Origin of the sequence: Massilia aurea, from assembly GCF_024753205.1 — a bacterium.
Classification (GTDB): domain Bacteria; phylum Pseudomonadota; class Gammaproteobacteria; order Burkholderiales; family Burkholderiaceae_D; genus Telluria; species Telluria aurea.
Map to the genome: position 1 here is coordinate 254,294 of NZ_JANUGZ010000002.1, position 24,738 is coordinate 279,031.

The window sequence follows — 24,738 nt, forward strand, 5'->3', positions numbered from 1 at the left end:
GAAGCCTGCCCATGTCCCTTGATCTTCTGCCGACCCTCGACTACACCCGCCACGAGCGCTGGCTGCGCCGCAGCACCGGGAGCGATTATTCACTGGCCGTCTGCGACGCCGCCGGCGCGCCCTGCTGGAGCGCACCCGGCGACACGACGCTCGCATCGTGGATCACGGCGCTCAACACGGGCGGCTTCGCCTGGCCATCCACTGGCGACGGCATGCAGCGCCACGATGCCGGCAACGCCACCCTGCTCTACACGCCGATCATCGCCAAGAGCGGCCTGATCGGCTACCTCGCGGTCCGTGCGGACAAGGCGGCCACGACTGCTACCGACGTGCCGTTCGCCTGGGACACGCTGGCCGAAGCGCTCGAAGACATCGCCAGCACGATTGCCGACGACTGCCGCACGCAGGGCGAACTCGATGCGATGGCCGGCGAGCTGTCGGACCGCTACGAAGAGCTGCACCTGGTGTATGCGATCGACCGCCAGGTGCAGGACATGACCACCGGCGAAGACCTGTTCGGCGAGCTGCTCGAGAGCTGGGCCAGCCACATGGACGCCGACGTCGCCGCCTTTATCAAGCCGGGCGAGAACCTGTGTGTCTCGGCCACCAACCTGTCGGCGCCGATCCATAACCTGGATCTGGTATTGGTCGAGATGCGTGGCGACCTGTACCGTTTCTCGCATTCGTCGCGCCAGCCGATCGTCATGAACGAGCCCGACGATCCGCGCCGCGCCTACATCTTCACCGACATGCCGTTCAAGATCCTGTGCTGCCCGGTCTTCCAGGACAAGTCGGTCGTGGCGATCCTGGTGCTGCTCAACCATGCGAACAAGGAAGACTTCAGCAACAGCGACCGCAAGCTGGGCGAAGTGCTGGCCAACCACCTGTCGAGCCTGTCGCGCATGCACAGCATGCTGGCCGAAACGAGCAAGTTCAACCAGCAGATGGCAGCCGCGCTGATCGAGGCGGTCGAAGCAAAAGATCCGTACACGCGCGGCCACAGCGAGCGCGTGCACCACATCGCGATGGAAATCGGCCGCGCGCTGCGCCTGCCACCGCGCGAACTGGACAACCTGTTCTGGGGCTCGCTGCTGCACGACGTCGGCAAGATCGGCATCCCGGACGCCGTGCTGTGCAAACCGGGGCGCCTGACACGCGATGAATTCACCTTCATCATGGTCCATCCCGAGCGCAGCTACGAAATCCTGCGCCACATCGACCGTCTCAAGGGCGCGGTGCCGGGCGCGCGCCACCACCAGGAAAAGTACGACGGCACCGGCTATCCGCATGGCCTGGCCGGCAACGACATTCCGTACAACGCGCGCATCATCGCGGTGGCCGACACCTACGATTCGATCACCAGCTCGCGCGCCTACCGCGCCGGGCGCAGCCACGAAGTGGCGATGGCCGAGATCGCGCGCTGCGCCGGCACCCAGCTCGACCCGGGCGTCGTGGCGATGTTCGAGACGGTGTGCCGCGCCGAACCGGGCTGGATCGCCGAGTTCCGCATCGCCCGCGATCCGGTGCCAGCAGCGGCGCCGGTGCAGGTCGCCGTCACCGCATGAGCGAGACCACCGCCCCCGAGCGGATCACCCGCAGCCGCATCGGCGCCATGACGTACCTGGCGCCGCTGACGGCGCTGGTGGCCGACGAGGCCGTCCAGACGCTGCAGGCGGCGCTGAACGAATGCGTGGCCCAGCACCAGGTGTCGATCGTGGTCGACCTCGGCAAGGTCACGCTGCTGTCCGGGCGGGCGCTGAGCATGATGGCCGACATGGGCGAGCGCCTCGGTGAGCTGGGCGGCTGGCTCAAGCTGGCGTACCCGAATGCCCTGCTGCAGGACATCCTGGCCGCCACGGGCCTGCTGGAGCAATTGCCTCTGTTCGATGCGCGGCCCACCGCGCCGCGCCGCGTGCGCGAACCGGGCAGCAAGCTGGGCGACATCCTGGTCGAACGTGGCGCAGCCAGCGCCGAGCAGGTCGCCGAGGCGGCGCGCCTGCAGGACCAGACCGGCAAGCGCATGGGCCTCATCATGGTCGAGCGCAAGTGGATCACCGAAGCGGCGCTGTACCAGGCGCTGGCCGACCAGCTGGGCCTGCCGTATGTGCAGCTGCGCACCGGCCTGTACGACCCGGGCGCGCTGGCGCTGCTCGAACGCGATGTCACGCGGCGCCTGAACGTGCTGCCGCTGTTCCAGGTGCAGGGCACGCTGACGGTGGCCAGCGCCGAACCGCAGGCGATCCACAGCATCGATGAACTGCGCGCCCGCACCGGCGTGCGCATCCGCATCGTGGTCGCACCGCCGGCCGATATCCGGCGCCTGGCCGACGAAGCGTATGGCGGCGCCCTGCCCGATTTCGTGCAGACAGAAGCGAGCGACCTGGAACTGATCGAGTCGACGATTCCCGACGACTACACGCAGATCGACGAGATGGCCGGCGCCAGCCCGGTCATCAATATGGTGAACGCCGTGATCCAGCGCGCGATCCGCGATGGCGCCAGCGACATCCACATCGAAATCTCGCGCAACCGCGCCCGCATCCGGCTGCGCATCGACGGCGTGCTGTACGAAGTCATGTCGCCGCGCGTGGACCAGCATCCCGCCATCGTCTCGCGCCTGAAAGTCATGGCCAACCTCGACATCGCCGAGCGCCGCCTGCCGCAGGATGGCCGCATCCAGGTGGCGACCCAGGGCCGCACGGTGGACCTGCGCTTCTCGTCGCTGCCTGGCATCTACGGCGAAAAGGTCGTGCTGCGGGTGCTCGACAAGAACCAGTCGATCCTCGATGTCGACAAGCTCGGCATGAATGCACATGCGGTCGGCGCGTTCAAGCGCCTGCTGGGCCGCAGCCATGGCCTGATCCTCGTGACGGGTCCGACCGGCAGCGGCAAGACCACCAGTCTGTATGCGGCGATCAGCCACCTGAAAAGTATCGAAAAGAACATCGTCACGATCGAGGACCCGGTCGAATACCAGCTCGACATCATCAACCAGAACCAGGTCAACGACGCGATCGGCTTGACCTTCCCGAAGATCCTGAAACACGTGCTGCGCCAGGACCCGGACATCATCATGATCGGCGAAGTGCGCGACCGCCAGACCGCCGAGATCGCGGTGCAGGCGGCGCTGACCGGCCACCTGGTGCTGACCACACTGCACACCAATGACACGCTGGGCGCGGTCTCGCGCCTGGTCGAGATGGGCGTGGAGCCGTACCTGCTGTCGTCGGCACTGATCGGCGTGATGGCCCAGCGTCTCGTGCGCCGCGTGTGCCAGGGTTGCCGCACCAGCTACCTGGCCACGCCCGAAGCAACGGCGGCTTACCGCTGGCGCGGACAGGGCGACCTGCGCCTGATGCGCGGACGCGGTTGCCCGGCCTGCTATGACTCGGGCTACAAGGGCCGCATGGGCATCTACGAGCTGCTCGAAGTCGGCCCGGACCTGCAGCGCATGATCGTGGCCAATGCCAGCAAGGACCAGCTGGCCGCGCACGTGGCCTCGACCGGCCACCACGACCTGTACGCCGACGGCATGGCGCGCGCCTTCGACGGCCACACGACGCCCGAAGAAATCGCGCGCGTCGTGCATTCGCTGTAACCGCCATGCCGATTGAACTCGACGCTCCCGCTGCAGGACCGGGCCCGGCCGGCAAGACCGCCCCGTCAGCCGCCTCGTGGTGGACGCTGGGCGCCCGCCCGCCGGGCATGCGCGAACGGGCACTGTTTACCGAGCGCCTGGCGCTGCTGCTCGAGACCGGCGTGCCGCTGCACACGGCGCTGCAGTCGCTGCACGACCAGACCGAACCGGGCCAGCTGCGCACGATGATCGGGACCATCGGTGACGACATCCTGGCCGGTGAGCGCTTTTCGTCGGCGCTCGGGCGCCATGCGCTGTTCCCGGGCAGCTACGTCAACCTGATCGCGGCCAGCGAGGCCGGCGGCTTCATGGCCGAGGTCCTGGTGCAACTGGTCGAGCTGGATGAAAAAGAGGAACGCCTGCGCGCGATGCTGGTCTCGGCCCTGTCGTATCCGGTGATCCTGCTGACGTTTTCGTTCGCGGTGGTGGTGTTCATTCTGACGTTCGTGTTCCCCAAGTTTGCCGTCATGTTCGCGTCAATCCATGACCAGTTGCCGATCACCACGCGCGTGCTGCTGGTGGTGAGCGAGGTACTTACGGGGCATGGCGCGATTGTCGCGGCGCTCACGGCCGGCGCTGTTGGCGCGGGCTGGGTGCTGATGCGTCAGCCCGGCGTGCGCGTCGCGATCGACCGCGCCAAGCTGCGCCTTCCGGTCATGCGCGACGTGTTCGCCAAGATCTACCTGACGCGCCTGCTGCGCGTGATGGGCATTTCGCTCGAACACGGGGTGACGATCCTGGCCACGCTCGAGGCCTGTCGCGCAGTGGTGACCAACGCCGACTTCCAGCGCTTCATCCTCGATCTCGAACGTGATGTCACCGAGGGCAAGGGCATTGCCGCCGGCTTCGAGCACAGCAATTTCGTGCCGCTGTCGGTGCGCCAGATGATCGCCACCGGCGAGGCGACCGGCACGCTGGGCCGCGTGATGACGCGCGTGGCCGATTCATATGACCGCGAATTGACGCGCCTGCTGGCGCGCCTGACGAAGATGGCCGAGCCGGTGATGCTGCTGGTGATGGGCGTCCTGGTCGGCACGATTGTCAGTTCGCTCATCTTGCCGATATTTAAATTATCACGCGCTGTGCACTGAAGCGTTTCACAAAAACCACACATTCTTCACACGATACATTTCCACATTCCATGTGGAAACATCGCTATGTTACCCTGTGGCACTGACAATTTTTACAAATCAACGCCCTCTCCAGGGGGTGTTCAACTTCCGAAAACTACCATGTACCGTTCATTCAAGCGCACTGCCGCCGCCGGTTTTACCCTGATCGAATTGCTGATCGTCGTGATTATTCTTGCAATTATTTCTGCAATTGCGATTCCGCAATTCTCCTCAGCGACTGCTGATGCACAGCTTGCTGCCCTCGATACGAGCCTTGCAAATATTCGCAGTTCACTCGAGCAGTATCGCGCTCAACATACAAGCAATGTATTCCCTGGAGCCAATGCTGCGAGCGGCGGAACCACATGCACAGGAGAACCGGGCAAGGGAGCAGCAGGAACTGTGGTCGCTATGCAGGAACAATTGAAATTCCCATCAAATGCGGCGGGCCAGACATGCTCGATCGCGGATGGCACCTTCCGCTACGGCCCGTACCTTCGCCAGGGCATTCCGACGGAGCCGATCAACAATGATGCCACTGTCGCTATCTCGACGACCGGTACGATGCCTGCAGTCACTGGCAAAGGCTGGGCCTATGACACGAAAACCGGCAAGTTCATCATGAACAGCGACGCAGTAGATCCATCCAACAAAGCGTACTCGGCGCACTAAGCCGCTTCGTCGGCCCTGTGAACACGCGTCGCTGCGCAGCCTATACGCTGGTCGAACTGATGATCGTGGTCGCGGTGCTCGCCGTCGCCGCTGTCGTCGCATTACCGACAGCGCAACCAGTGGCCGAGTTCCAGGCCGATGCCGCCGCTGGCGAAGTGGTCAACGCCCTGCGCTTTGCCCGCGAGAACGCGCAGTACAGCGGCGCGCAGCGGCTGTTCGACTGCAATGCCGCGGCCAACACCATCGCGGTATTCGCACTCGAAACCGACAAGACCACCGCGAGGGTGGCGCGCGATCCGGTTGAACACCCATTCAACCGCGCCCCCTATCTGCTCAACCTGAACGCTGCCCCCGCCGGAAACACCATGGCCCTCGTGCGCTGCACCTTTACCTTCGAGGACAACTCGACCGCTGCTGCCGTCGCATTCGATGAGGCCGGCAATCCGCTGCGCGGTGTCGGCAGTGATCCCGCGCGCAAGAGCCCGCTGCGCACGGGCCAGGTCGTGCTCGGCGCCGGCAATGTCGAGCGCACGATCACAGTCGACACCTCCGGTCGCATCACGGTTTCCTGATTATCTTCCCGGCCATGCACGCTCTCCCATCGCGTACCAGGACCGCCGGCATGACGCTGCTCGAGGCGGTGTTCGCCCTGCTGCTGCTGTCGGTCTGCCTGATCCCGGCCGCCAATGCGCTGCGCGGCGCCATCAACGTGCCCGCCGACAGCGCCCTGGCGGCGCGCGAACTCGATTGCGTCAGCACGCTGATGGACACCGTGCTGGCCGAACACTATGCCGACCTGCTCAGCGCCGCCGGTGCGCCCGACGCGCCGTCGGTGTATTCGACCCCTGGTGGCGCCCGCGCACCGGCGATGCCGGCTCATTGCCCGGCGCTGACCGTCACCATCACCCGCTACGGCGTCGACAGCACCCGCAGGATCGGCCTGGGCGGCACTGGCGAGCATCTGCTGCGCGTGACCACGGCGCTGGCCGCCCCCGCCGGCCGCTGGCCATTGACCACGCTGGTGGCGCGATGACGATGCCCCGCCCTGCGCACGGCTACACGCTGCTCGAACTGATGATCGGCCTGACCATCGCGGCGCTCGTGATGCTGCCGCTGAGCGAGATGCTGCGCGCCGGCGCCGACAGCGCGCGCTTCGTGCGCGCCGGCCTGGACCAGAACGCGGATGCCCGCTTCGCCCTCGGCCGCATTGTCGCGAAGGCCGCGGGCGCACCGCAACAACGTGCCGACGATCCCGGCAACCTTGCAGCCTGGCTCGCGACGCTGCCGTACGCACTCACCAATGGCGTTCTCGTCGAAACCAGGTCGGGCGCGAAAATGGTGCTCGCCAACGGTGTGCGGGCATTCGACCTGCGCATGCTCGACGTCGGCGCCGGGCGCCCCGTCCTGCGCATCGAGCTCGTGTTCGACCGTCCGGATTGTGCCGCCAGCCGCGGCCAGGACTGCAGCGTCGCGTATGCGCGCACTGTCCGACTCGGAGCGGCGCCATGATGCCGCGGCGCCAGGACGGCGCATTGCTGCTGATGGTGTCGCTGCTGCTGGCCACGCTCGCGGCGCTGGCGTTCGGCATCAACCGTGCGGGCAGCGTCGAACTGCGCTCGATCAATGACGATTACGAGGGCCGCGCCGCTGCCTATCTGGCCGAAGCGGGTGTTGCCGCCGCCAGGTGGTCGGGGCAGGTTGGCGCCTGCGTCACCCGGCCGGTGGGCCCCATTGCCCTGGGCGCCGGCACGGTAACCGTGGACATCAAAAGGGAAAACATCATCGACGTCACTGCCACCGCCACTGTCAATGGGGCAACGCGCGCGGTGACGGGCGCCGGCTTGCAGCTGTACGATTTGAAGCAGACTGAGCGCGTCGACATGTCGGACGACACGATCGATACCACGATCGTGACCCCCAGCGCGGGACCGCTGGAGAAGGAGCAGACGTTACGCCTGGTTTCCGGCAAGTCGCACATCCTGATGGACTGGAACCTGAAGCCGATCGACGGCAACGTGCTGGTGTTGTCGGCCACGCTGAACCTGGTGCCGACCACGATCAGCGGTACGGTACGCCAAGTCGCTGCGTACCGCGTGACGACGCCCTGGGACAGGGGCGCCACCTGGATCAAGGCGCGTCCGGCGTCGAACTGGAACGGCGGCGACTACACGAGCGCCGCTCTGGCGACGGTTGACGTCGGCAACCTCGCTGTCAACTGGGACCTGACCGGCCTGTTCGATGGCTGGGCCAGCAAGCGATTGCCCCGCAATGGCGTGCTGCTGCGCCTGGTCGATGCCGACCAGACGGTCAGCTTTTATAGTCGCGAAGCGTTCCTCCCCGGCATGCGTCCGCTGCTGCAGATCGTGCGTGCCAGGAAATGCGCATGATCGACGTGAGCCCAACATGACATTGCGCCAACTCGTAACGACCATCCAGCAACGGCTGCGGCCATCGGCGGCGCGGCCTATTGGCGCCGACTTCGCCGCCAACCGGCTCAACCTGGTGCAGGCCGACTGGCGCGATGGCGGCTGGCGCCTGCGCGCTGCCAGTTCCCTGCCTTATCCGATGCCGCGTGAGGTGCTGCTGGCCTCCCCGAAGGCGCTGGTGCAATTCGTCGATGCCGCGCTGGCACAGGCGCCGTTCCAGGGCCGCCGCGTGATTTCCGCCCTGCCCCCGGCCGACGTGCGCATCCTGCCGCTCACCGTGCATGTCGCCACCGGCCAGACCGAGGCGCAGGCAGTGGGCCGCGCGGTGAGCGAGCAACTGGGCGAGCGCGCCGGGCAGCACGTCATCGATTATTACCAGGTACGCGGCGCCGACATGGACGGCGGCGAGCGGCAGGTGCTGGTCGCGGCCGCGCTCAAGCACCGGGTGCTCGATTACCTGGCGATGCTGGAGCACGCACGCCTCGAGCCCGTCGCGCTTGACATCGGCCCTGCTGCCATCGGCCGCCTGCTAGCCACGCTGCACGGCAGCGACGTCGGCCAATCGGTCGCGCTGCTCAATTTCGGCGCCGCCAAAAGCTATCTGACCGTGATCTGGGGCCGGCGCCTGATGCTCGATCGTGAGATCGCGTTTGGCGAAGACATGCTGGCGGGCGCTGTTGCGGGCGCGCTCGACCTGCAACCCGATACGGCCGCCAGCCTGCTGCGCCAGCACGGCATCGGCGCGCGCCCCGGCATGGCGGTCGACAGCCCGCACATCGAGCTGCGGCGCGCGATCCGCGCCATCCTGCACCCGGCCTGCCAGGCACTGGCCGACGAACTCGCCCACACGCAGGTGTACGTGGCCTCGCGCACGCGCGGCAGCTCGATCAGCCGCCTGTATCTGAATGGCAGCCTGGCGCGCTACCCCGATATCCAGTCCCGGATCGCCGAGCTGATCGACGTGCCGGTGCATCTGCTCGATCCGTTTGGGGCCTTCCCCGAATCGGCCAGGGACACGGCCGGCGAGCAGGCGACGACATCGCTCGCGCTGGCCACCGGCCTGGCGCTGCGTGGAGGCGCGGATGGCTGATATCGACATGATCCCGCGCAGCTACCGCGACGGCGTGCGCGTACGTCGCACGCTGCGCCGCGCCGGGGTGGCGCTGGCCGCGATCGTTCTCGCCGCGGCCGCTGGCAGCGCTGCGCTGCGCTGGCAAAGCGCCGCGCTGGAGCGCCGCACGACCACGCTGCAGCAGGCGGCGAACGCGGCGCAGACCAGTCAGGCGCAGGCGGCCACCGCGCAGGCAGCGCGCGAGCGCCTGCTGGCGCAACAGGGCCTGCTGCGCGCGCTGCGGCGCGAAGGTGAACTGGCCGCGCTCGCCGCCGCCATCGACAGCGCCCTGCCCGCGAATGCCTGGCTGACCGCGATCAATCTGCAGCGCGACCTGCAACTGGCAACGGCGACCCCGGCCACCGCTACGGCGCCGGCCCCGGCCCCAGACAGCCGAGCAACGACATTCGCCACCGGCAACGCCGACGGCGGTACGCTGGTGATGATCACCAGCGTCGAACTGGCCGGCCAGGCGGCCGATTACAACGGCATCACGGATTTCCTGTCGAACCTCGGGCGCATGCCCGGCATGCATGGCGTCGAACTGCTCTCGAGCAGCGCCAATCCGTCGACGGCGGCGATCGATTTCCGCGCCGTGGTCGTGCTGGTCCCGCCGGCGGAGGCGCCATGAGCCCGAAACTGCGCGACCTGCTCGTCGCCCTGCCCGCACGCCAGCTCAATCTGATCGTCGGCGGCGCGATCGTCATCGCGCTGCTGCTGGCATGGACGCTGGCCCTGCGCGCGCCGCTGGCCGCGTACCGGCAGCACAAGACAGCGCTGGCCGCACTGGAAACAGCGGGCACCGCCGCACCCATCGCTGCGCCACCGTCGGCCTCCGCCGCCGCCATCACGCCAGCGCCAGCGCCCCCGGAGCCGCTGGCGCTCATCGCGGCGGTCAGCCACAGCGCTGCAGCGGCCGACGTGGCCGTGTTGTCGGCAGCGCAAGGCACGCAGCGCACCGTGGGCGGCGTGCGCCTGCTCACGGTCGAGATCGTCGCCAGCGCCCGCTACACCGCACTACTGGACTGGCTCGCCGCCATCGAACGGCAGCAGCCAACCGTTGGCATCCATCGACTGACCGTGGAAGCCGCCGACGATACCGACGACCGCGCCATCACCCTGCAGCTTGTCATCCACGACACTGGAACACCACCACCATGAAACACACCTTGATGCCGGCGCTGGCGCTGGTCCTTGCCGGCCTGGCAGCCAATGTGCTGGCCACGCCGCCCCGCATCGTGCGCGATCCGTTCGTGAGCCGGCTCCCGGCCAGTGCGCCAGTGGCCGCTGATGCGCCTGCGCCCGTGCCCGCCACGCCGCCACGCCTGCGCGCGGTGGTGCTCAACGGCACGCAGTCGCTGGCCAATCTCGACGGCAATGTGGTTGCTACCGGCGAGCGCGTGGCCGGCTACACCGTGCTGCGCATCGATGCGCGCGGCGTGTTGCTGGGCCATGCCGGCAGCCAGCACCTGCTGACGATGCAGGACAAGGACACCCAATGACGCCACGCTACCTGCTCGTCGCCCTGTGCGCAGCCTGGGTCTCGCTCGCACTGCCCGCAGCTGCGAACACCGCCGCGCCGGCCGTGGCGACGAAGAGCACGGCCACCGCACCGGTACCGCTGGCACCGGTGACGATGTCGTACACGTTCCGCGACACGCCCATCGAAGAATTGTTCAACATGATTGCGCGCAGCGCACGCATCAATATCGTGCTGGGCAAGGGGGTTGGCGGCAACGTCTCGATCAACCTGTACGACATGACGGTGCGCGAGGCGATTGAGGCGATCGCCGAAGCCGGCGGCTTTGCGGTGACGGAACGTGCGGGCGGCTTCCTGATTTCGGACCCGAAGACCGCGCTGCCCGAGCGCGGCGCCATTCTGCAGGTGAAGGCGATGAAGGTGCGCTACGCCGACGTGACCAAAGTGGGCGCCATCCTGGCGCGCCAGATCGGCGTGCCCGGCACGGTGACCGTGCTCGACCAGACCAAGACACTCGTGGTCGAAGCGACAGCGGCGGGCCTGGAGCGCGCAGCGCTGGTGCTGCGTGAAATCGACCGCGCGCCGCAGCAGATCCTGATCGAAGCGAAGATCCTGGAAATCACGCTCGACCAGAACGAAAACTTCGGCGTCGACTGGTCACGCGTCTTCAGCGGCGACGGCCCCGACACGGTGGGCGCGACGAGCTTTGCCACGCGCGCCGGCCCGCGCTTCTTCCTGAATCTGGTCAATGGAAATATCGAGGCCTATCTGAGCGCGCTGAGCAACAAGGGCCGCGTGCACACGCTGGCCACGCCGCGCCTGCTGGCCCTCGAGGACCAGGAAGCGAGCACGAATGTCGGCGACCAGCTGGGCTATCGCCTGACGACGACGATCAACAACGTCACGTCCGAATCGATCGAGTTTCTCGACACCGGCGTGATTCTGCGCGTGACGCCGTCAGTGGACGCCGACGGACGCATCATGATGAAGATCCGGCCCGAAGTCAGCTCCGGCTCGGTATCGGCCGGCATTCCGTCGAAGAAGACGACCGAAGTGAACACGCAATTGGTGGCCAGCGACGGGCAGCCGGTGCTGATCGGCGGCCTGATCAAGCGCAGCCGCACCTACCGGCGCCTGGGTATCCCGTTGCTGTCGGATATTCCGGTGATTGGCGGCGCGTTCGGCAGCACCGACGACGGCGGCGCGGCCACCGAAACGATTGTCGTCATCACGCCGCGCATCGTGCCGTCCAGTGGCCCGGCCATCGACGGCATTACCGAACGCACACTCCAGCAGGCTGAGCAGACGATGCGCACGCGCGGCGATATGCTCGACCGCAAGCTCGATACGCTCGACCGCTAGGGCGTGGCCTTTTACCTCGTCTCCCGGGGATTCACCGCTTGCACGTCGTGAATGGCAGGGGCGTCGGCGCTGACGCCGGCATCGAACCGGCAGGTCGTCGTCCCATTCTCAGTGAAGACGGGATAGGTGAACAGCGAGCGCTCAAAATAGTCGGATCGCTCTAGCCACCAGCGCAAGCGCGCCTGAGGATCGGAGGACAGGGCTTTGTCGCCAGCAAGCGCTTGCTCGAAACTTGCGCGCAATGCCGGGTCGCTCTCCATCATCCGATCTGCCAACGGTGCCAGCAGGTGGTTGGGCAAGCGCGATTCGGGCGGCAGCGCCTGGTCGAAGTAGCCTTGCGCCAGGAAAGAGTCATCACTCTCCGGCGCGAGCAGCGCAGCGGCAAGCGATCGTTTCGCCTGGTCGGAGGTGATGCGGACCGCCCCTGTCGGCAGGGTCACATTCTTGACGGCCTTGTACGGATTGGTCCGATCCTTGCCGTTGGCGAATCCGACCACCTCGAGCGGGAGCGTGCATTGGCTGGCAAGCGCTTGCATCTGCACGCCATGAGCACGCAACGTTGCAATGATGTCCTGCTGCTCTGGGCGCACCCACCAGGCCTTGGGGAAATCCATTTCCCTGGCCGAGCGTACACCGTACACCGGCAAACCAATGTCGACTGGCTCTCCGGTCCAGCGCAACTCGCGTGCGCCGGAGGCCTTCGAGTCGTAGGTGTCGTAGCGGTAGCCCTTGAAGTCGCGTGTTGCCAGCGGTTCCGGGTCACGCTCCCACGCTGTCATCAGCCGCGCCGGACGTGCGGCCCGGTCTTGCGACTTGGCTTGCGCGATTCGTGCATGGTCGCGGGCGACGGTCCTGATCGATTGTTCCAGCAGCACATAGGTACCGAGCACGCGGCGCTTGTACGGCTTCATCGTGTGACTCTCGACCAGCACCGTCGGGATGCCGGCAAAATCGCCGTAGCCGGTCGAATAGCGCGGCCCCTCGGCGCTGATGCGCAGCCCTTTGCCCGGCTGGTCTTCATCGATCCAGCTGGGATAGACACCCGGCACATGCCCTTGCGCGACCAGCGCCGCGTCGACAGCCGTGGTGTAGTCGTTCATGAGCCACCCGGCGGTCGCGCGCGAGCGGGCATAACTGCCCCAGCCGGCGAACGTGTACGTGGTGTCGTACTGGTAATCGGTGCCGTCACTGACATGCACGTCGATGTACAGCGCCGGATCGAAGCGCTGCAGCAGCGCGACCACGGCGGCAATCTCGGGCGACTGCAGCCTGGCGTAGTCGCGGTTCAGGTCGAGACCCTGCGCATTGGTGCGCGCTCCCTTGGTGCGCAGCCCGCGCATATTGGGTCGACCGAACGGGCTGGCGTTTTCATGTGCGTCGACATTCAGGATCGGAATGAAGACGATGTCGACCCGGTCGAGCAGATCATCGCGACCGTGAAACGCGATGTCGCGCAGCAGCATCAGGCCCGCATCCTTGCCGTCGATCTCGCCGGCATGGATGCCCGCCTGGATCATGACCACCGGCTTGCCGGCGCCGGGTTTCTTCGCCAGCACGTACACCAGTTCGCGGCCCTGGTAGCTCTTGCCGAACGTGTGCAGCGAGAGCAGATCGGACTTCGCATCCATGGCGCGCAGATAGCCAAGCGTGCGGGCAGCGTCAGGGGAATCCTGAAAATCGGATTTCTCGGCCGGCGTGATCCACGGGTCGTTCGGGGCGGCGACCAGTTGTTCGCTGGCGCCGGTCCATGGCGCGGCGGGCGGCAGCAGTGACGATGCTGCGGTGCTGGCCGATGCCGCAAGCGACATCAGCAGAAAGGGTGTGGAGAAGATCGATGGGAACGTCGGCAACTTGCATCCTTTGACTGGGATGCCAGTGCCTGCACGGCGTCGGCAGGACTGGCTGGTGAGCCCGGCGAACGGAAGCATCGTTTGCGGGCAAACGATAATGATAATGGATTATCAAAAAGGCTGCCCGACGATCCCTGTTGCTGCTGCAGGACTTGCCTTACACCTGCATGTTCATGATGTCCTGATAGGCGGAAATCATCTTGTTGCGTACCTGCACCGTCGCCTGGAACGCGATGCTCGATTTTTGCATCGCCACCATCGTGTCCGACAGGCTGACTGTATCGTCGCCCATCGTGAACCGCTTGCTCAGGGCCTGCGCCTCGGCCGAACGGTCGCTCACGCCCTGCAAGGTACTGTGCAGGGCTTCCGCAAAATCGAGCTTGACCGCGGATTTGCCCCCGATCGCGCTCGCGCCGCCCAGGCCATTGGCCACCTCGGGCGCCGCCGACGCCTTCGTCGCTGCCGCCTTGAGCTGCTCCATCATGGCCTGGATCCGGCTTGTATCAATCCCGCCGATGCCGCCAATACTCATCTTGCCCTCCGCTTGTGTTCGCCTTGCAGAAAACTCTACAAATGCACTCAGGGAAGCAGAATAGCAGCGCAAAAGCGAATTTGACCTGCGAATCAGGCCCGTAAACGCCCGCTATTTCGGGGTTTGAATGTTGCCCGGTGGCTCCATAATGCGTGCTGTCCCCACCCATTTTGACCAGGCCCCTCCACCATGGCAGCAACTGCTGAAAACCTTATCGACACGCCACCAGGCACGCCGGCTCCCGCTACCCCGTCGTTTTTCCAGACGACCATGGGCAAGCGCGTTGCCGTGGGTGGTGGTGTCGCGCTCATTCTGGCGTTGATGATTGCGGTCTGGATGTGGAGCCAGGCGCCGGAGTACCGGATCCTGTTTGCCAACTACAGCGACCGTGATGGCGGCGCCATTACCGCGTCGCTTGACCAGATGGGTGTGCAGTACAAGTTTTCAGAAGGCGGCAACGCGATCCTCGTGCCGGCCGAACAGATCCACGACCTGCGCCTCAAACTCGCGGCCCAGGGCTTGCCGAAAGGCGGCAACGTCGGCTTCGAGCTGATGGAAAACCAGAAGCTGGGCGTGTCGCAGTTTCTGGAACAGGTCAATTACCAGCGCTCGCTCGAAGGCGAGCTGGCGCGTTCGATTCAGTCGCTGGGCTCGGTCGCCGCCGCGCGCGTCCACCTGGCGCTGCCGAAACCGTCCGTCTTCGTGCGCGACCAGCAAAAGCCGACCGCGTCCGTGCTGCTGAACCTGCAGCCGGGCCGCGCGCTCGATCCGGGCCAGGTCAGCGCCATCGTCCACCTGGTCGCTTCGAGCGTGCCGGAACTGACCACAGGTAACGTGACCGTCGTTGACCAGAACGGCGCGCTGCTGTCCGATACCAGCAACAAAGGCGCGGGCGGCAAGTCGCTTGATCCGACCCAGCTCAAGTATGTTGACCAGGTCCAGCAGAACATCATCAAGCAGGTCGAATCGATCATCAAGCCGCTCGTCGGCGAAGGCAATGTGCGCGCCGAAGCCACCGCCGAAGTGGACTTCGCCCAGGTCGATACGGCCGCTGAAATGTACAAGCCGAATTCGCCACCGGAGCCGCAGGCGATCCGCAGCACGCAGAGTTCGGAAGTGGTCGGCGCAGGTGGCGCGGCATCCGGCGTGCCAGGCGCGCTGTCGAACCAGCCGCCAGGCGTGAACACCGCGCCGATCGAGGGCGCACCACCGGCCGAAGGCGCGCAGCCGAGCGCCCCGACCAGCAAGAACTCGACCACGAATTACGAAGTCGACAAGACCATCCGCTACGAGCAGCGCCCGATGGGCGGCATCAAGCGACTGACGGTCGGCGTGGTCGTGAACCACCGCCGCATCGTCGACCCGGCCACCGGCAAGGTCACCGTGCGTCCGCTGGCCGCGGCCGAAGTGGCCCAGATCAACGAGCTGGTCAAGCAGGCGATGGGCTACAACCAGGCGCGCGGCGACACGCTGAACGTGACCAACGCGCCATTCGACGGCGTGGACAAACCGGCCGAGGCAGTGGTAGAACCGACCTGGTGGAGCGATCCGGCGAACTTCCCGCTGTTCAAGGACCTGGCCCGCTATGCCTTCGTGGCTGCCGTGATCGCCTTCCTGTACTTCCGCTTCCTGCGTCCGCTGCTGCGTCCGGCCATCAAGAAGTTCGACGAAGCCACCGCCGTGCCGGAAGAGCCAAAGGAAGAAGAAAAGGACGAGAACGCCGAAGAAGAAGTCGCCGACACGCCAGCCGAAGAAGCGATCAAGGAAGAAGAAAAGATACGTCAAGACATGGGTTACCGCGCCAACCTGAAAATGGCGCAAGAGCTGGCAAACAAGGATCCGCGCATCGTCGCCAACGTGATCAAGGGATGGTTGGGTTCAAATGAGTGATAAAGACAAAGACAATACCAACAAGGCCGCCATTCTGATGCTGGCCCTGGGCGAATCCGAAGCGTCCGAGGTGATGAAGTACCTCGGACCGCGCGAAGTGCTCAAGCTGGGCGCTGCGATGGCGCAGATGAAGGCGGTGCAGCACGAACAGGTGGTCACGGTGCTCGAAGACTTTGTCACCGAGACCAATCTGCATTCGACCGTGGGCCTGGATTCGGACGAGTACATCCGCCAGGTTCTGACCAAGGCGCTGGGCGACGACAAGGCAGCCGTGCTGCTCAACCGGATTCTCGGTGGCAAGGATGCGTCGGGTATCGAGAGCCTGAAGTGGATGGACTCGGTGTCGGTCGCCGAGCTCATCCGCAACGAGCACCCGCAGATCATCGCCACGATCCTGGTCCACCTCGAGCGCGACCAGGCCTGCGAAATTCTGGCAAACTTTACGGAACGGCTGCGCAACGACGTAGTGCTGCGCATCGCCACGCTCGACGGCGTGCAGCCGGCGGCGCTGCGCGAACTGAACGACGTGCTGACCAAGCTGTTGTCGGGCAATGAGCACATCAAGAAGTCGTCGCTGGGCGGTGTGCGTACTGCGGCCGAGATCTTGAACTTCATGAGCGGCGAGCAGGAATCGGCCGTGATGGACAACATCAAGAACTACGACAACGACATGGCGCAGAAGATCATGGACGAGATGTTCGTGTTCGACAATATTATCGATATCGACGATCGTGGTATCCAGTTGCTGCTGCGTGAAGTACAGTCGGACATGCTGATCATTGCGCTCAAGGGCGCCTCGCAGGATCTGCGCGAGAAGGTGTTCAAGAATATGTCGCAGCGTGCCAGCGAAATGATGCGCGAAGACCTGGAGTCGAAAGGTCCGGTGCGCTTGTCTGAAGTGGAATCCCAGCAGAAGCAGATTCTGCAGATCGTGCGGCGGCTGTCCGATGAAGGCCAGATCGTTCTGGGTGGTAAAGGAGAGGATTCGTTCGTCTGATGGCAATTTCAAAAGAACAGCAGAGCGCCTACCAGCGCTGGGAGATGGCCTCGTTTGGCGACGAGCGCCCCAGCACGCTTGCCCGGCGCGCTGCTGAGCAGCCATCGGCGCCCACAGCGCCGGCGGGCGTATCGCTGAACAGCCTCGGCCTCGGCCTGCCGCCGAACGTCATGCTGCCCAGCGTCGAAGAACTCGAAGCGATGCGCGAGGCGGCGCGCCAGGAAGGCTTCGCGCAGGGCCTGGACGAAGGCCGCGAGCAGGGCCGCGCCGACGGCCACGCCCAAGGCCGCGCCGAAGGGCATGCCGAAGGTTTTGCTGCCGGCAGCGCCGAGGGCGAGCAAGCCGCCAGGCAAGAACTTGAGCAATTGCGCACGGTCGCCGCCAGCTTTGGCGACGCCGTATCGCAGGCCGACGAAACAATCGCCAAGGATGTGCTCGACCTGGCGCTGCGCCTGGCGCGCGGCATGGTGCGCACCGGCCTGGACGTGCGGCCCGAGCTCATCATGTCGGTGGTGCGCGATGCCATCAACCAGCTGCCGATCCTGCAGCAGCCCGCCCTTCTCATGCTCAATCCGCAGGACGCCGAACTGGTACGCCATGGCATGGCCGAAGAACTGGCCACTGGCGGCTGGCGCATCATCGAGAATGCCGCGATCGCGCGCGGCGGCTGCCGGGTGGAGACGGCCAGCAACCAGATCGATGCCCAGGTCGAGGCCCGCTGGCAACGCCTGACCCATGCACTGGCCGCCAACGTCGACTGGCTGAGCCCGTAACATGGACGACCACACCACCCTGCAACCGCCCCAGGCATCCTCGCACGACCGTCACACGGCGCGCTGGAAAGCGTATATCCGCGATTGCGACACGCTCGTCAGCTTTGCCGAGCCGCTGCAGATTTCTGGGCGCGTCACGCGCGTGGCGGGCCTGGTCATGGAATGCGTTGGCCTGCGCCTGGCCGTGGGCGCGGCCTGCACGATCCCCACTGCCAGCGGCCAGATCGAGGCTGAAGTGGTCGGGTTCGAGGGCGAGCGCCTGTTTTTGATGCCGCAAAGCGACACCGAGGGCGTCGTGCCCGGCTCGCGCGTATTCCCCGTCGAAAGCGTGCTGCCGCCACCGGGCAGCGTGCCGCACGGGCGGCGCCGGCCACAAGACCGCGCGCGCCACCTGCCGGTGGGCATCCAGCTGCTGGGCCGTGTCGTCGATGGCGCCGGCCGGCCGCTCGATGGCCTGGGGCCGCTCGGCACGTCCGACATGGCGCCGCTGAATGCCCGCCCCGTGAATCCGCTCGACCGCGCGCCGATCAAGGACACGCTCGACGTGGGCGTGCGCGCCATCAATTCAATGCTGACGGTCGGCCGCGGCCAGCGCCTGGGCCTGTTTGCCGGTACCGGCGTCGGTAAATCGGTCCTGCTCGGCATGATCGCGCGCTACACCGAGGCCGAGATCATCGTCGTCGGCCTGATCGGCGAACGGGGCCGCGAAGTCAAGGAATTCATCGACCAGATCCTGGGCCCGGAAGGCCGCGCACGCTCGGCCGTGGTCGCTGCGCCGGCCGACTCGCCGCCACTGCTGCGCCTGCAAGGCGCCGCCTACGCCACCGCCATTGCCGAGTACTTCCGCGACCAGGGCAAGAACGTCATGCTGATCATGGATTCGCTGACCCGTTACGCGATGGCGCAGCGCGAAATCGCGCTGGCCATTGGCGAACCGCCCGCGACCAAAGGCTATCCGCCATCCGTGTTCGCCAAGCTGCCGGTGCTGGTCGAACGGGCCGGCAACGGCCTCGAAGGCGGCGGCTCGATCACGGCGTTTTACACCGTGCTGTCCGAGGGTGACGACCAGCAGGATCCGATCGCCGATGCGGCGCGGGGTATTCTCGACGGCCACATCGTGCTCAACCGCCACCTGGCCGAAGCGGGCCACTATCCCGCAATCGACATCGAACAATCGATTTCGCGCGCCATGCACTCGATCACGACGCACGAGCACCAGCTGGCGGCGCGCAAGCTCAAGCAGCTGTACTCGCGCTACCAGCGCTCGCGCGACTTGATCAGTGTGGGCGCGTACGCCGCCGGCAGCGATCCGGTGCTCGACATGGCGATTGCCAAGAACACCGAGATCGAGGAATTCCTGTGCCAGGAAATCCACGACAACGCGTCGCTTCCCGAGAGCTTGGGGCGATTGACCACGTTATTCTAGTGATTGCGGGCAACGTCATGACGGTAGAATGTAATTCACCATGGCACAAGCTTCCGCTCTCGAAACACTGATCGACCTGGCGCAACGCGATTCCGACGCGGCCGCCAAGCGGCTCGGTGCGGCCCTGAAACTGGTCGAGGATGCCGAGCAGAAGCTGGCCATGCTGGTCGGTTACCGCGACGAATACGCGCGCAAGCTCGACACCGCCCAGATGGACGGCATCACCCCTTTCGCGTACCACAACTTCGTTGCCTTCATCGGCAAGCTGGACCACGCATTGAGTGGCCAGCGCGAGGTGCTCAAACACGCACAGAACAAGGCGACGTTCGAGCGCACGACCTGGCAGGAAAGCGAGCGCAAGCGCCTGTCCTACCGCACGCTGAACGAACGTGCGGCAAGCGAAGCACTCAAGGTCGAGAACAAGCGCGACCAGAAGCAGATGGATGACCACGCAGCCCGTGGCGCCCGTTACAAACAACGCTGAACCAACGTCGATAGTCGAGTCCACCATGACGATGCAGACCAATACCCTCCCGTTCCAGATCACCGGCGCCAACGCCACGACGCAGCGCCCGGCCACGCCCGATCGCCTGGCCGACGCAGCGCGGAGCAGCGGCACTGGCGGATTCAGCGCCACGCTGAACCGTGAAATGGCCACGCGCCAGCCCGTGGCGCCGCCGCAGCCGGCTGCGCAACCGAAACCGGCACAAGGCCAAAAACCGGCGGCCCCCGACAAACCTGCCAACCGCGATCCGGTACGCGACGGCCCGACCCGCTCGACCATCCGCCCGCCGATGCACGACGGCGACGCCAAGTCCACGCAAGCGGCCAGCAGCAGCACGGCGGACGCGGCCAGCGACGCCGATGACGCGGCCGCAGCAGAAGCGGCCGCAGCCGCGGCGGCAGCCACCACGCCGGTGACGGACATGCTGGCCTTCATGGCCAGCTTGAGCCAGCCGGCCAGCAACGCCACCACCGTCAGCACCGACGCCGCCGCAGCCGGCGCCGCCACCGAAAGCGATGCCCAACTGACCGCGCTCGAAACGGCGCTCGACAATATGAAAGGCATGGCTACCGGCGCCACCGACGATACGGACGCCGCCAGCGGCAAGGGCCAGGCGCTGGCCAGCGGCGTGCAGCAGACGAGCACCGACCTGCGCACCACGCAGGCCGCGGGCGCCGCGCTGCCGCAGGGCGAGCAGGACGTCGGCCAGTTCCAGGCCCAGTTGCGCGAAACCCAGCAACAGCAACTGCCGGTGGCCGAAGAAGCCCCGGCTCCGCTGGCCGCGCTGCAGGCCCAGGCGGCCAAGCTCGATGCCACGGGCAATCCGGCCATGCCGGGCGACCGCATCCCGGCGCGCCTGGGCACCCAGGCCTGGGACAACCAGGTCAGCCAGCGCATCGTGTACATGGTCGGCAAGGAACAAGCAGCTACGCTGACGCTGAATCCGCCTGACCTGGGCCCGGTGCAGATCGTGCTGAACGTGACCAACGACCAGGCCACCGTCGCCTTCTCGTCCGACCAGCTCGATGTGCGCCAGGCGCTTGAAAACGCCCTGCCCCGCCTGCGCGAAATGATGAGCGAAAGCGGCATTGCGCTGGGCAATGCCACGGTCGACGCCAACGTGCCCGACGGGCGCCAGCAACAGCAGGACAGTGAGCGCCGGGCGCAGGGCGGCCAGCGCGGCGCCGGTGGCCTGACGGGCGATGGCCAGGATGCCGCGCCGGCCGTGAACGAGGTCGCGCCGCGCACGCGCACCGTCTCGCTCGGTGACCGTGGCATGGTCGATCTGTTTGCCTGATGCCGCATTGGCGTCCCGGGGGCGGCCGCACGGCCGCCCTTTTCTATTCTGTCATCGCGCCCCAGCAACAATCACACGGATTACCACGGCTTCTCCCCTCTATTCGGGGCTTGCCGGGACGCATCTTTCCACGACAATGCCATAATGACGAACCCTCACCAACCAGCGGCAAAGACACATCTTGAAAGCGAATCCGAAAATGAAAGCTGATCCGAAAGCGGACACCGCAGCGGCACCTTCCGGCTCGAAGAAAAAGCTGATCATCATGATCCTCGCCGCCGTGCTGGTGCTGGGCGCAGGCGCGGGTGCCGGCTGGTACTTCACGCAGGGGTCAGCGGCCCATGGCGAAGACGAAGACGCGCCGGCCAAAGAACACAAGAAAAAGAAAAAGAAGAACCCGGACGCGAAAGCCGAGTACGTGCCGATCGAATCGTTCACCGTGAACTTGCAGCCGGAAAACGGCGAGCAGTATTTGCAAGTACAGTTCACGCTGCAAGTGGCGGGCGCCGAGCAGGCCACGCTGGTGAAGGACAATATGGCGATCGTGCGCAACCGCATGCTGCTGCTGTTGTCGAGCAAAAAAGCATCCGAGATCAGCACCGTCGAGGGCAAGCAGCAGCTCGCCACCGAGATCCAGAAAGCAATTACCGAACCCTTCGAGAAAGATGGCGACGAACAGGAAGTGTCCGACGTATTATTCACCTCGTTCATCATCCAGTAAATCCAGACAAACATGGCCGATAATTTCCTCTCCCAGGAAGAAGTCGATGCCCTCTTAAAAGGGGTCAACGGCGATCAGGACGACATCTCGGCGCCTGAAGACACCTCGGGGGTCCGCACCTATAACCTGGCAACGCAGGAGCGCATCGTGCGCGGCCGCATGCCGACGCTCGAGATCATCAACGAGCGCTTCGCCAGGTATTTGCGGATTGGGTTGTTCAACTTCCTGCGCCGCAGCGCCGAAGTGTCGGTCGGCTCGGTGCGGGTGTCAAAATACAGCGAGTTCATCCGCAACCTCGTGGTCCCGACCAACCTGAACCTGGTGCACATGAAGCCGCTGCGCGGCACGGCGCTGATGGTGCTCGATCCGGGTCTCGTGTTCCTGCTGGTGGACAACCTGTTCGGCGGCGACGGACGCTTCCACACCCGCGTCGAGGGCCGCGACTTTACCCAGACCGAGCAGCGCATTATCATGCGCATCCTCGACATCATCTTCGAGGCGTATGCCAAGTCGTGGGAGCCGGTGTTCCCGGTCGAGTTCGAGTTCATCCGTTCCGAGATGAACACGCAGTTCGCCAATATCGCGACCCCGAACGAGGTCGTGGTGTCATGCACCTTCACGGTTGAGCTGGGCTCGGTGTCGGGCCAGATCCACTTCTGCATGCCGTATTCGATGATCGAACCGATCCGCGACGCGCTGACTTCGAGCCTGCAGGGCGAAGCGCTCGAAGTCGACAAACGCTGGGTGCGCCTGATGACGCAGCAGATCCAGGTCGCCGAAGTCGAGCTGGTGGCGGTGCTGGGGCATGGCAAGGCCAACTTCGACGAAATCCTCAACATGAAAATCGGCGACGTGATCCCGATCGTGGTGCCCGAGATGGTGCAGGCAACCGTCGATGGCGTACCCGTGATGGACTGCAGCTACGGCGTCTTCAGCGGGCAATATGCGCTGAAGGTCGAGAAGCTGCTCGCCAATAGCGACACATTCAACAAGTAATCGGTATATTGGCGAGGCGCGCAGCGCCCGCCGCACAGGAGAACACCATGTCCGACAATCAGGAAGACCAGGAACACATCGACGACGATTGGGGCGCCGCCATTGCCGAGCAGGCCGCTGCCGAAGCGGCAGCACTCGAACGCCAGGCATCCCCCCTGGCAGCCCCGCCAGTGGCCGCGGCAGCCGTGTTCAAGGATTTTTCAAACAAGGGCGCGCGCAACGAAACGCCGAACGATATCGATTTCATCCTCGATATCCCGGTCCAGCTGACGGTGGAACTGGGCCGCACCAAGATCGCCATCAAGAACCTGCTGCAACTGGCGCAGGGTTCGGTGGTCGAGCTCGACGGCCTGGCGGGTGAACCGATGGACGTGCTGGTCAATGGCTGCCTGATCGCCCAGGGCGAGGTGGTGGTCGTGAACGACAAGTTCGGCATCCGGCTTACCGACATCATCACGCCATCAGAGCGGATTCGCAAACTCAATAAATGACCGCACGCCGCGCCGCCGCCAGCTATTTTTCGACCATTGCGGCGCTGCTGCTGGCCGCGCCGCTCGCGCTGGCGCAGCAGGCAGCGCCAGCCACGGACACCACCACAAGCCGGCCGGCCCTACCTGCCAGCGACACCACCACCGGCCGGCCGGCCGCACCGGCTGTGCCGGCGCCGGCCACCGTGCCCACGCCTGCCACGCCGCCGGTTGCCGCGCTGCCGGGCGATGCTGACGTCGTCGCCGTTCCTGTCCAGCCCGCAGTCCCTGCCACCACGACCGTGACGACGGCGCCGTCCACGACGACCACCGCCCCGGCCATCACGCCGATGCGCCCGCCGCCGCAAGTCGCGCTGCCGGCCTCCAGCGGCTCCGGTGCGGCCGGCCTGCTGCAAACCATTTTCGCGCTGCTGCTGGTGCTGGGCCTGTTGATCGGCCTGGCCTGGCTGCTCAAGCGCTATGGCCCCAAGCCGGGCGGCGGCCTGGCCAACCTGCGCGTGGTCGGTGCGCTCAATATCGGCGGACGCGAACGCATCATGGTGGTGGAAGTGGGCGATCAGTGGATCGTCGTCGGCGCCGCCCCGGGCCGCGTGAACGCGCTGCACACGATGCCGCGCCAGGACGTCGATCTGGGCGCAGGCACGGGCGCCGCACAAGGCGGCATCCCGGCCACGCGCTTTGCCGACTGGCTCAAGAACACGATGGACAAACGCAATGCGTCATAAACACCTGTGGCTGGCCGCTGGCCTGGCCCTGCTGCCGCTGATCGCGGCGGCCCAGCCCGGCATCCCGGCGTTCCAGAGCAGCCCGGCAGCCAACGGCGGCACCGCGTATTCGCTGCCGGTCCAGACGCTGCTGCTGCTGACCTCGCTCACCTTTTTACCGGCTGCGCTCCTGATGATGACGAGCTTCACGCGCATCATCATCGTGCTCTCGCTCCTGCGCCAGGCGCTTGGTACCCAGACGGCGCCGCCGAACCAGGTGATGGTCGGGCTGGCGTTGTTTTTGACCTTTTTCGTGATGGGCCCGACGTTCGATCGCATCTACAGCGAAGCGTATCTGCCGCTGCAGAACAACCAGATCCAGATGACCGAGGCCATGAACAGGGGCGCTGTGCCGCTCAAGGAATTCATGATCAAGCAGACGCGCGAATCCGACCTGGCGCTGTTCGTCAAGATTTCGCGCTCGCCGGCGCTGCAGGGGCCCGAAGACATTCCGCTGCGGGTCCTGATTCCCGCATTCGTCACGAGTGAACTCAAGACGGCGTTCCAGATCGGCTTTGCGATCTTCATCCCGTTTTTGATCATCGACATGGTGGTCGCGTCGGTTTTGATGGCGATGGGCATGATGATGATGTCGCCGGCGGTCATCGCGCTGCCGTTCAAGCTGATGCTGTTCGTGCTGGTCGATGGCTGGCAACTTCTGCTGGGCTCGCTGTCCCAGAGCTTCTACTAGAGGACGCC

At 65.6% G+C, this 24,738-nt stretch carries 26 protein-coding genes; 24 read left to right on the top strand and 2 right to left on the bottom strand.

Features of this window, described 5'->3' with window-relative positions; translation table 11 throughout:
- The first annotated feature begins 11 nt into the window (after window positions 1–11).
- The 13 genes from NX775_RS06765 (at window position 12) to NX775_RS06825 (ending at window position 11,800) form a co-directional block, all read left to right on the top strand.
- On the top strand, window positions 12–1,565 hold the full coding sequence (locus NX775_RS06765) for an HD domain-containing phosphohydrolase (protein ID WP_258835301.1): 1,554 nt from the start codon (window positions 12–14) through the stop codon (window positions 1,563–1,565).
- Window positions 1,562–3,598: an ATPase, T2SS/T4P/T4SS family gene (locus tag NX775_RS06770; protein WP_258835302.1), complete on the top strand. Its 2,037-nt coding sequence runs from the start codon at window positions 1,562–1,564 to the stop codon at window positions 3,596–3,598. Before NX775_RS06765 ends, NX775_RS06770 begins: the two co-directional genes overlap by 4 nt.
- 5 nt (window positions 3,599–3,603) lie before the next feature.
- The gene (locus tag NX775_RS06775; protein WP_258835303.1) at window positions 3,604–4,728 is read left to right on the top strand and encodes a type II secretion system F family protein; all 1,125 of its coding nucleotides are present in this window, start codon (window positions 3,604–3,606) and stop codon (window positions 4,726–4,728) included.
- Between the two features lie 141 nt (window positions 4,729–4,869).
- Complete coding sequence (locus NX775_RS06780; RefSeq protein WP_258835304.1) at window positions 4,870–5,421, top strand: prepilin-type N-terminal cleavage/methylation domain-containing protein; 552 nt, start codon at window positions 4,870–4,872, stop codon at window positions 5,419–5,421.
- Window positions 5,422–5,438: 17 nt separating this feature from the next.
- Window positions 5,439–5,993 carry a prepilin-type N-terminal cleavage/methylation domain-containing protein gene (locus NX775_RS06785; protein ID WP_258835305.1) on the top strand — a complete coding sequence of 185 codons (555 nt, stop codon included), beginning with the start codon at window positions 5,439–5,441 and terminating at the stop codon, window positions 5,991–5,993.
- Window positions 5,994–6,043: 50 nt separating this feature from the next.
- Window positions 6,044–6,454, top strand: a complete 411-nt coding sequence (locus tag NX775_RS06790; RefSeq protein ID WP_258835306.1) for a hypothetical protein — start codon at window positions 6,044–6,046, stop codon at window positions 6,452–6,454.
- Window positions 6,451–6,930, top strand: a complete 480-nt coding sequence (locus NX775_RS06795) for a PilW family protein (protein ID WP_258835307.1) — start codon at window positions 6,451–6,453, stop codon at window positions 6,928–6,930. Before NX775_RS06790 ends, NX775_RS06795 begins: the two co-directional genes overlap by 4 nt.
- Complete coding sequence (locus NX775_RS06800) at window positions 6,927–7,808, top strand: DNRLRE domain-containing protein (protein ID WP_258835308.1); 882 nt, start codon at window positions 6,927–6,929, stop codon at window positions 7,806–7,808. Before NX775_RS06795 ends, NX775_RS06800 begins: the two co-directional genes overlap by 4 nt.
- A 16-nt stretch (window positions 7,809–7,824) precedes the next feature.
- A complete protein-coding gene (gene pilM / locus NX775_RS06805) occupies window positions 7,825–8,937 on the top strand; it encodes a pilus assembly protein PilM (protein ID WP_258835309.1) in 1,113 nt (370 codons plus the stop codon).
- Window positions 8,930–9,589, top strand: coding sequence for a PilN domain-containing protein (locus tag NX775_RS06810; RefSeq protein ID WP_258835310.1), 660 nt, complete (start codon window positions 8,930–8,932; stop codon window positions 9,587–9,589). The genes pilM and NX775_RS06810 overlap by 8 nt, the downstream gene beginning before the upstream one ends.
- A complete protein-coding gene (locus tag NX775_RS06815; RefSeq protein WP_258835311.1) occupies window positions 9,586–10,119 on the top strand; it encodes a GspMb/PilO family protein in 534 nt (177 codons plus the stop codon). The genes NX775_RS06810 and NX775_RS06815 overlap by 4 nt, the downstream gene beginning before the upstream one ends.
- Window positions 10,116–10,460 carry a hypothetical protein gene (locus NX775_RS06820; RefSeq protein WP_258835312.1) on the top strand — a complete coding sequence of 115 codons (345 nt, stop codon included), beginning with the start codon at window positions 10,116–10,118 and terminating at the stop codon, window positions 10,458–10,460. Before NX775_RS06815 ends, NX775_RS06820 begins: the two co-directional genes overlap by 4 nt.
- Window positions 10,457–11,800, top strand: coding sequence for a type II secretion system protein GspD (locus NX775_RS06825; RefSeq protein ID WP_258835313.1), 1,344 nt, complete (start codon window positions 10,457–10,459; stop codon window positions 11,798–11,800). The genes NX775_RS06820 and NX775_RS06825 overlap by 4 nt, the downstream gene beginning before the upstream one ends.
- A gap of 11 nt (window positions 11,801–11,811) precedes the next feature.
- On the opposite strand, the gene NX775_RS06830 is transcribed toward NX775_RS06825, so the two are convergent.
- Together NX775_RS06830 and fliE are read right to left on the bottom strand one after the other, a co-directional pair.
- Window positions 11,812–13,650, bottom strand: a complete 1,839-nt coding sequence (locus NX775_RS06830) for a M14 family metallopeptidase (protein ID WP_258835314.1) — start codon at window positions 13,648–13,650, stop codon at window positions 11,812–11,814.
- A gap of 157 nt (window positions 13,651–13,807) precedes the next feature.
- Window positions 13,808–14,182, bottom strand: a complete 375-nt coding sequence (gene fliE, locus NX775_RS06835) for a flagellar hook-basal body complex protein FliE (protein WP_258835315.1) — start codon at window positions 14,180–14,182, stop codon at window positions 13,808–13,810.
- A 189-nt stretch (window positions 14,183–14,371) separates the two neighbouring features.
- Between fliE and fliF the strand changes: the two genes are divergently transcribed.
- The 11 genes from fliF (at window position 14,372) to fliP (ending at window position 24,730) form a co-directional block, all read left to right on the top strand.
- Window positions 14,372–16,072 carry a flagellar basal-body MS-ring/collar protein FliF gene (gene fliF, locus NX775_RS06840; protein ID WP_258835316.1) on the top strand — a complete coding sequence of 567 codons (1,701 nt, stop codon included), beginning with the start codon at window positions 14,372–14,374 and terminating at the stop codon, window positions 16,070–16,072.
- Window positions 16,065–17,069, top strand: a complete 1,005-nt coding sequence (gene fliG, locus NX775_RS06845) for a flagellar motor switch protein FliG (RefSeq protein WP_258835317.1) — start codon at window positions 16,065–16,067, stop codon at window positions 17,067–17,069. The genes fliF and fliG overlap by 8 nt, the downstream gene beginning before the upstream one ends.
- Complete coding sequence (gene fliH, locus NX775_RS06850; protein WP_258835318.1) at window positions 17,069–17,842, top strand: flagellar assembly protein FliH; 774 nt, start codon at window positions 17,069–17,071, stop codon at window positions 17,840–17,842. Before fliG ends, fliH begins: the two co-directional genes overlap by 1 nt.
- A gap of 1 nt (window position 17,843) precedes the next feature.
- A complete protein-coding gene (fliI, locus tag NX775_RS06855) occupies window positions 17,844–19,268 on the top strand; it encodes a flagellar protein export ATPase FliI (RefSeq protein ID WP_258835319.1) in 1,425 nt (474 codons plus the stop codon).
- Window positions 19,269–19,308: 40 nt separating this feature from the next.
- A complete protein-coding gene (fliJ, locus tag NX775_RS06860; protein ID WP_183555713.1) occupies window positions 19,309–19,752 on the top strand; it encodes a flagellar export protein FliJ in 444 nt (147 codons plus the stop codon).
- Window positions 19,753–19,777: 25 nt separating this feature from the next.
- A complete protein-coding gene (locus tag NX775_RS06865) occupies window positions 19,778–21,070 on the top strand; it encodes a flagellar hook-length control protein FliK (RefSeq protein ID WP_258835320.1) in 1,293 nt (430 codons plus the stop codon).
- Between the two features lie 199 nt (window positions 21,071–21,269).
- A complete protein-coding gene (fliL, locus tag NX775_RS06870; RefSeq protein ID WP_258835321.1) occupies window positions 21,270–21,791 on the top strand; it encodes a flagellar basal body-associated protein FliL in 522 nt (173 codons plus the stop codon).
- A 12-nt stretch (window positions 21,792–21,803) separates the two neighbouring features.
- A complete protein-coding gene (gene fliM, locus NX775_RS06875; RefSeq protein WP_183555716.1) occupies window positions 21,804–22,787 on the top strand; it encodes a flagellar motor switch protein FliM in 984 nt (327 codons plus the stop codon).
- A 47-nt stretch (window positions 22,788–22,834) separates the two neighbouring features.
- A complete protein-coding gene (gene fliN, locus NX775_RS06880; RefSeq protein ID WP_258835322.1) occupies window positions 22,835–23,278 on the top strand; it encodes a flagellar motor switch protein FliN in 444 nt (147 codons plus the stop codon).
- Window positions 23,275–24,000: a flagellar biosynthetic protein FliO gene (fliO, locus tag NX775_RS06885; RefSeq protein ID WP_258835323.1), complete on the top strand. Its 726-nt coding sequence runs from the start codon at window positions 23,275–23,277 to the stop codon at window positions 23,998–24,000. The genes fliN and fliO overlap by 4 nt, the downstream gene beginning before the upstream one ends.
- Entirely contained in the window at window positions 23,990–24,730 is a 741-nt protein-coding gene (gene fliP, locus NX775_RS06890; RefSeq protein ID WP_258835324.1) for a flagellar type III secretion system pore protein FliP, read from the top strand. The genes fliO and fliP overlap by 11 nt, the downstream gene beginning before the upstream one ends.
- Window positions 24,731–24,738: the final 8 nt, after the last annotated feature.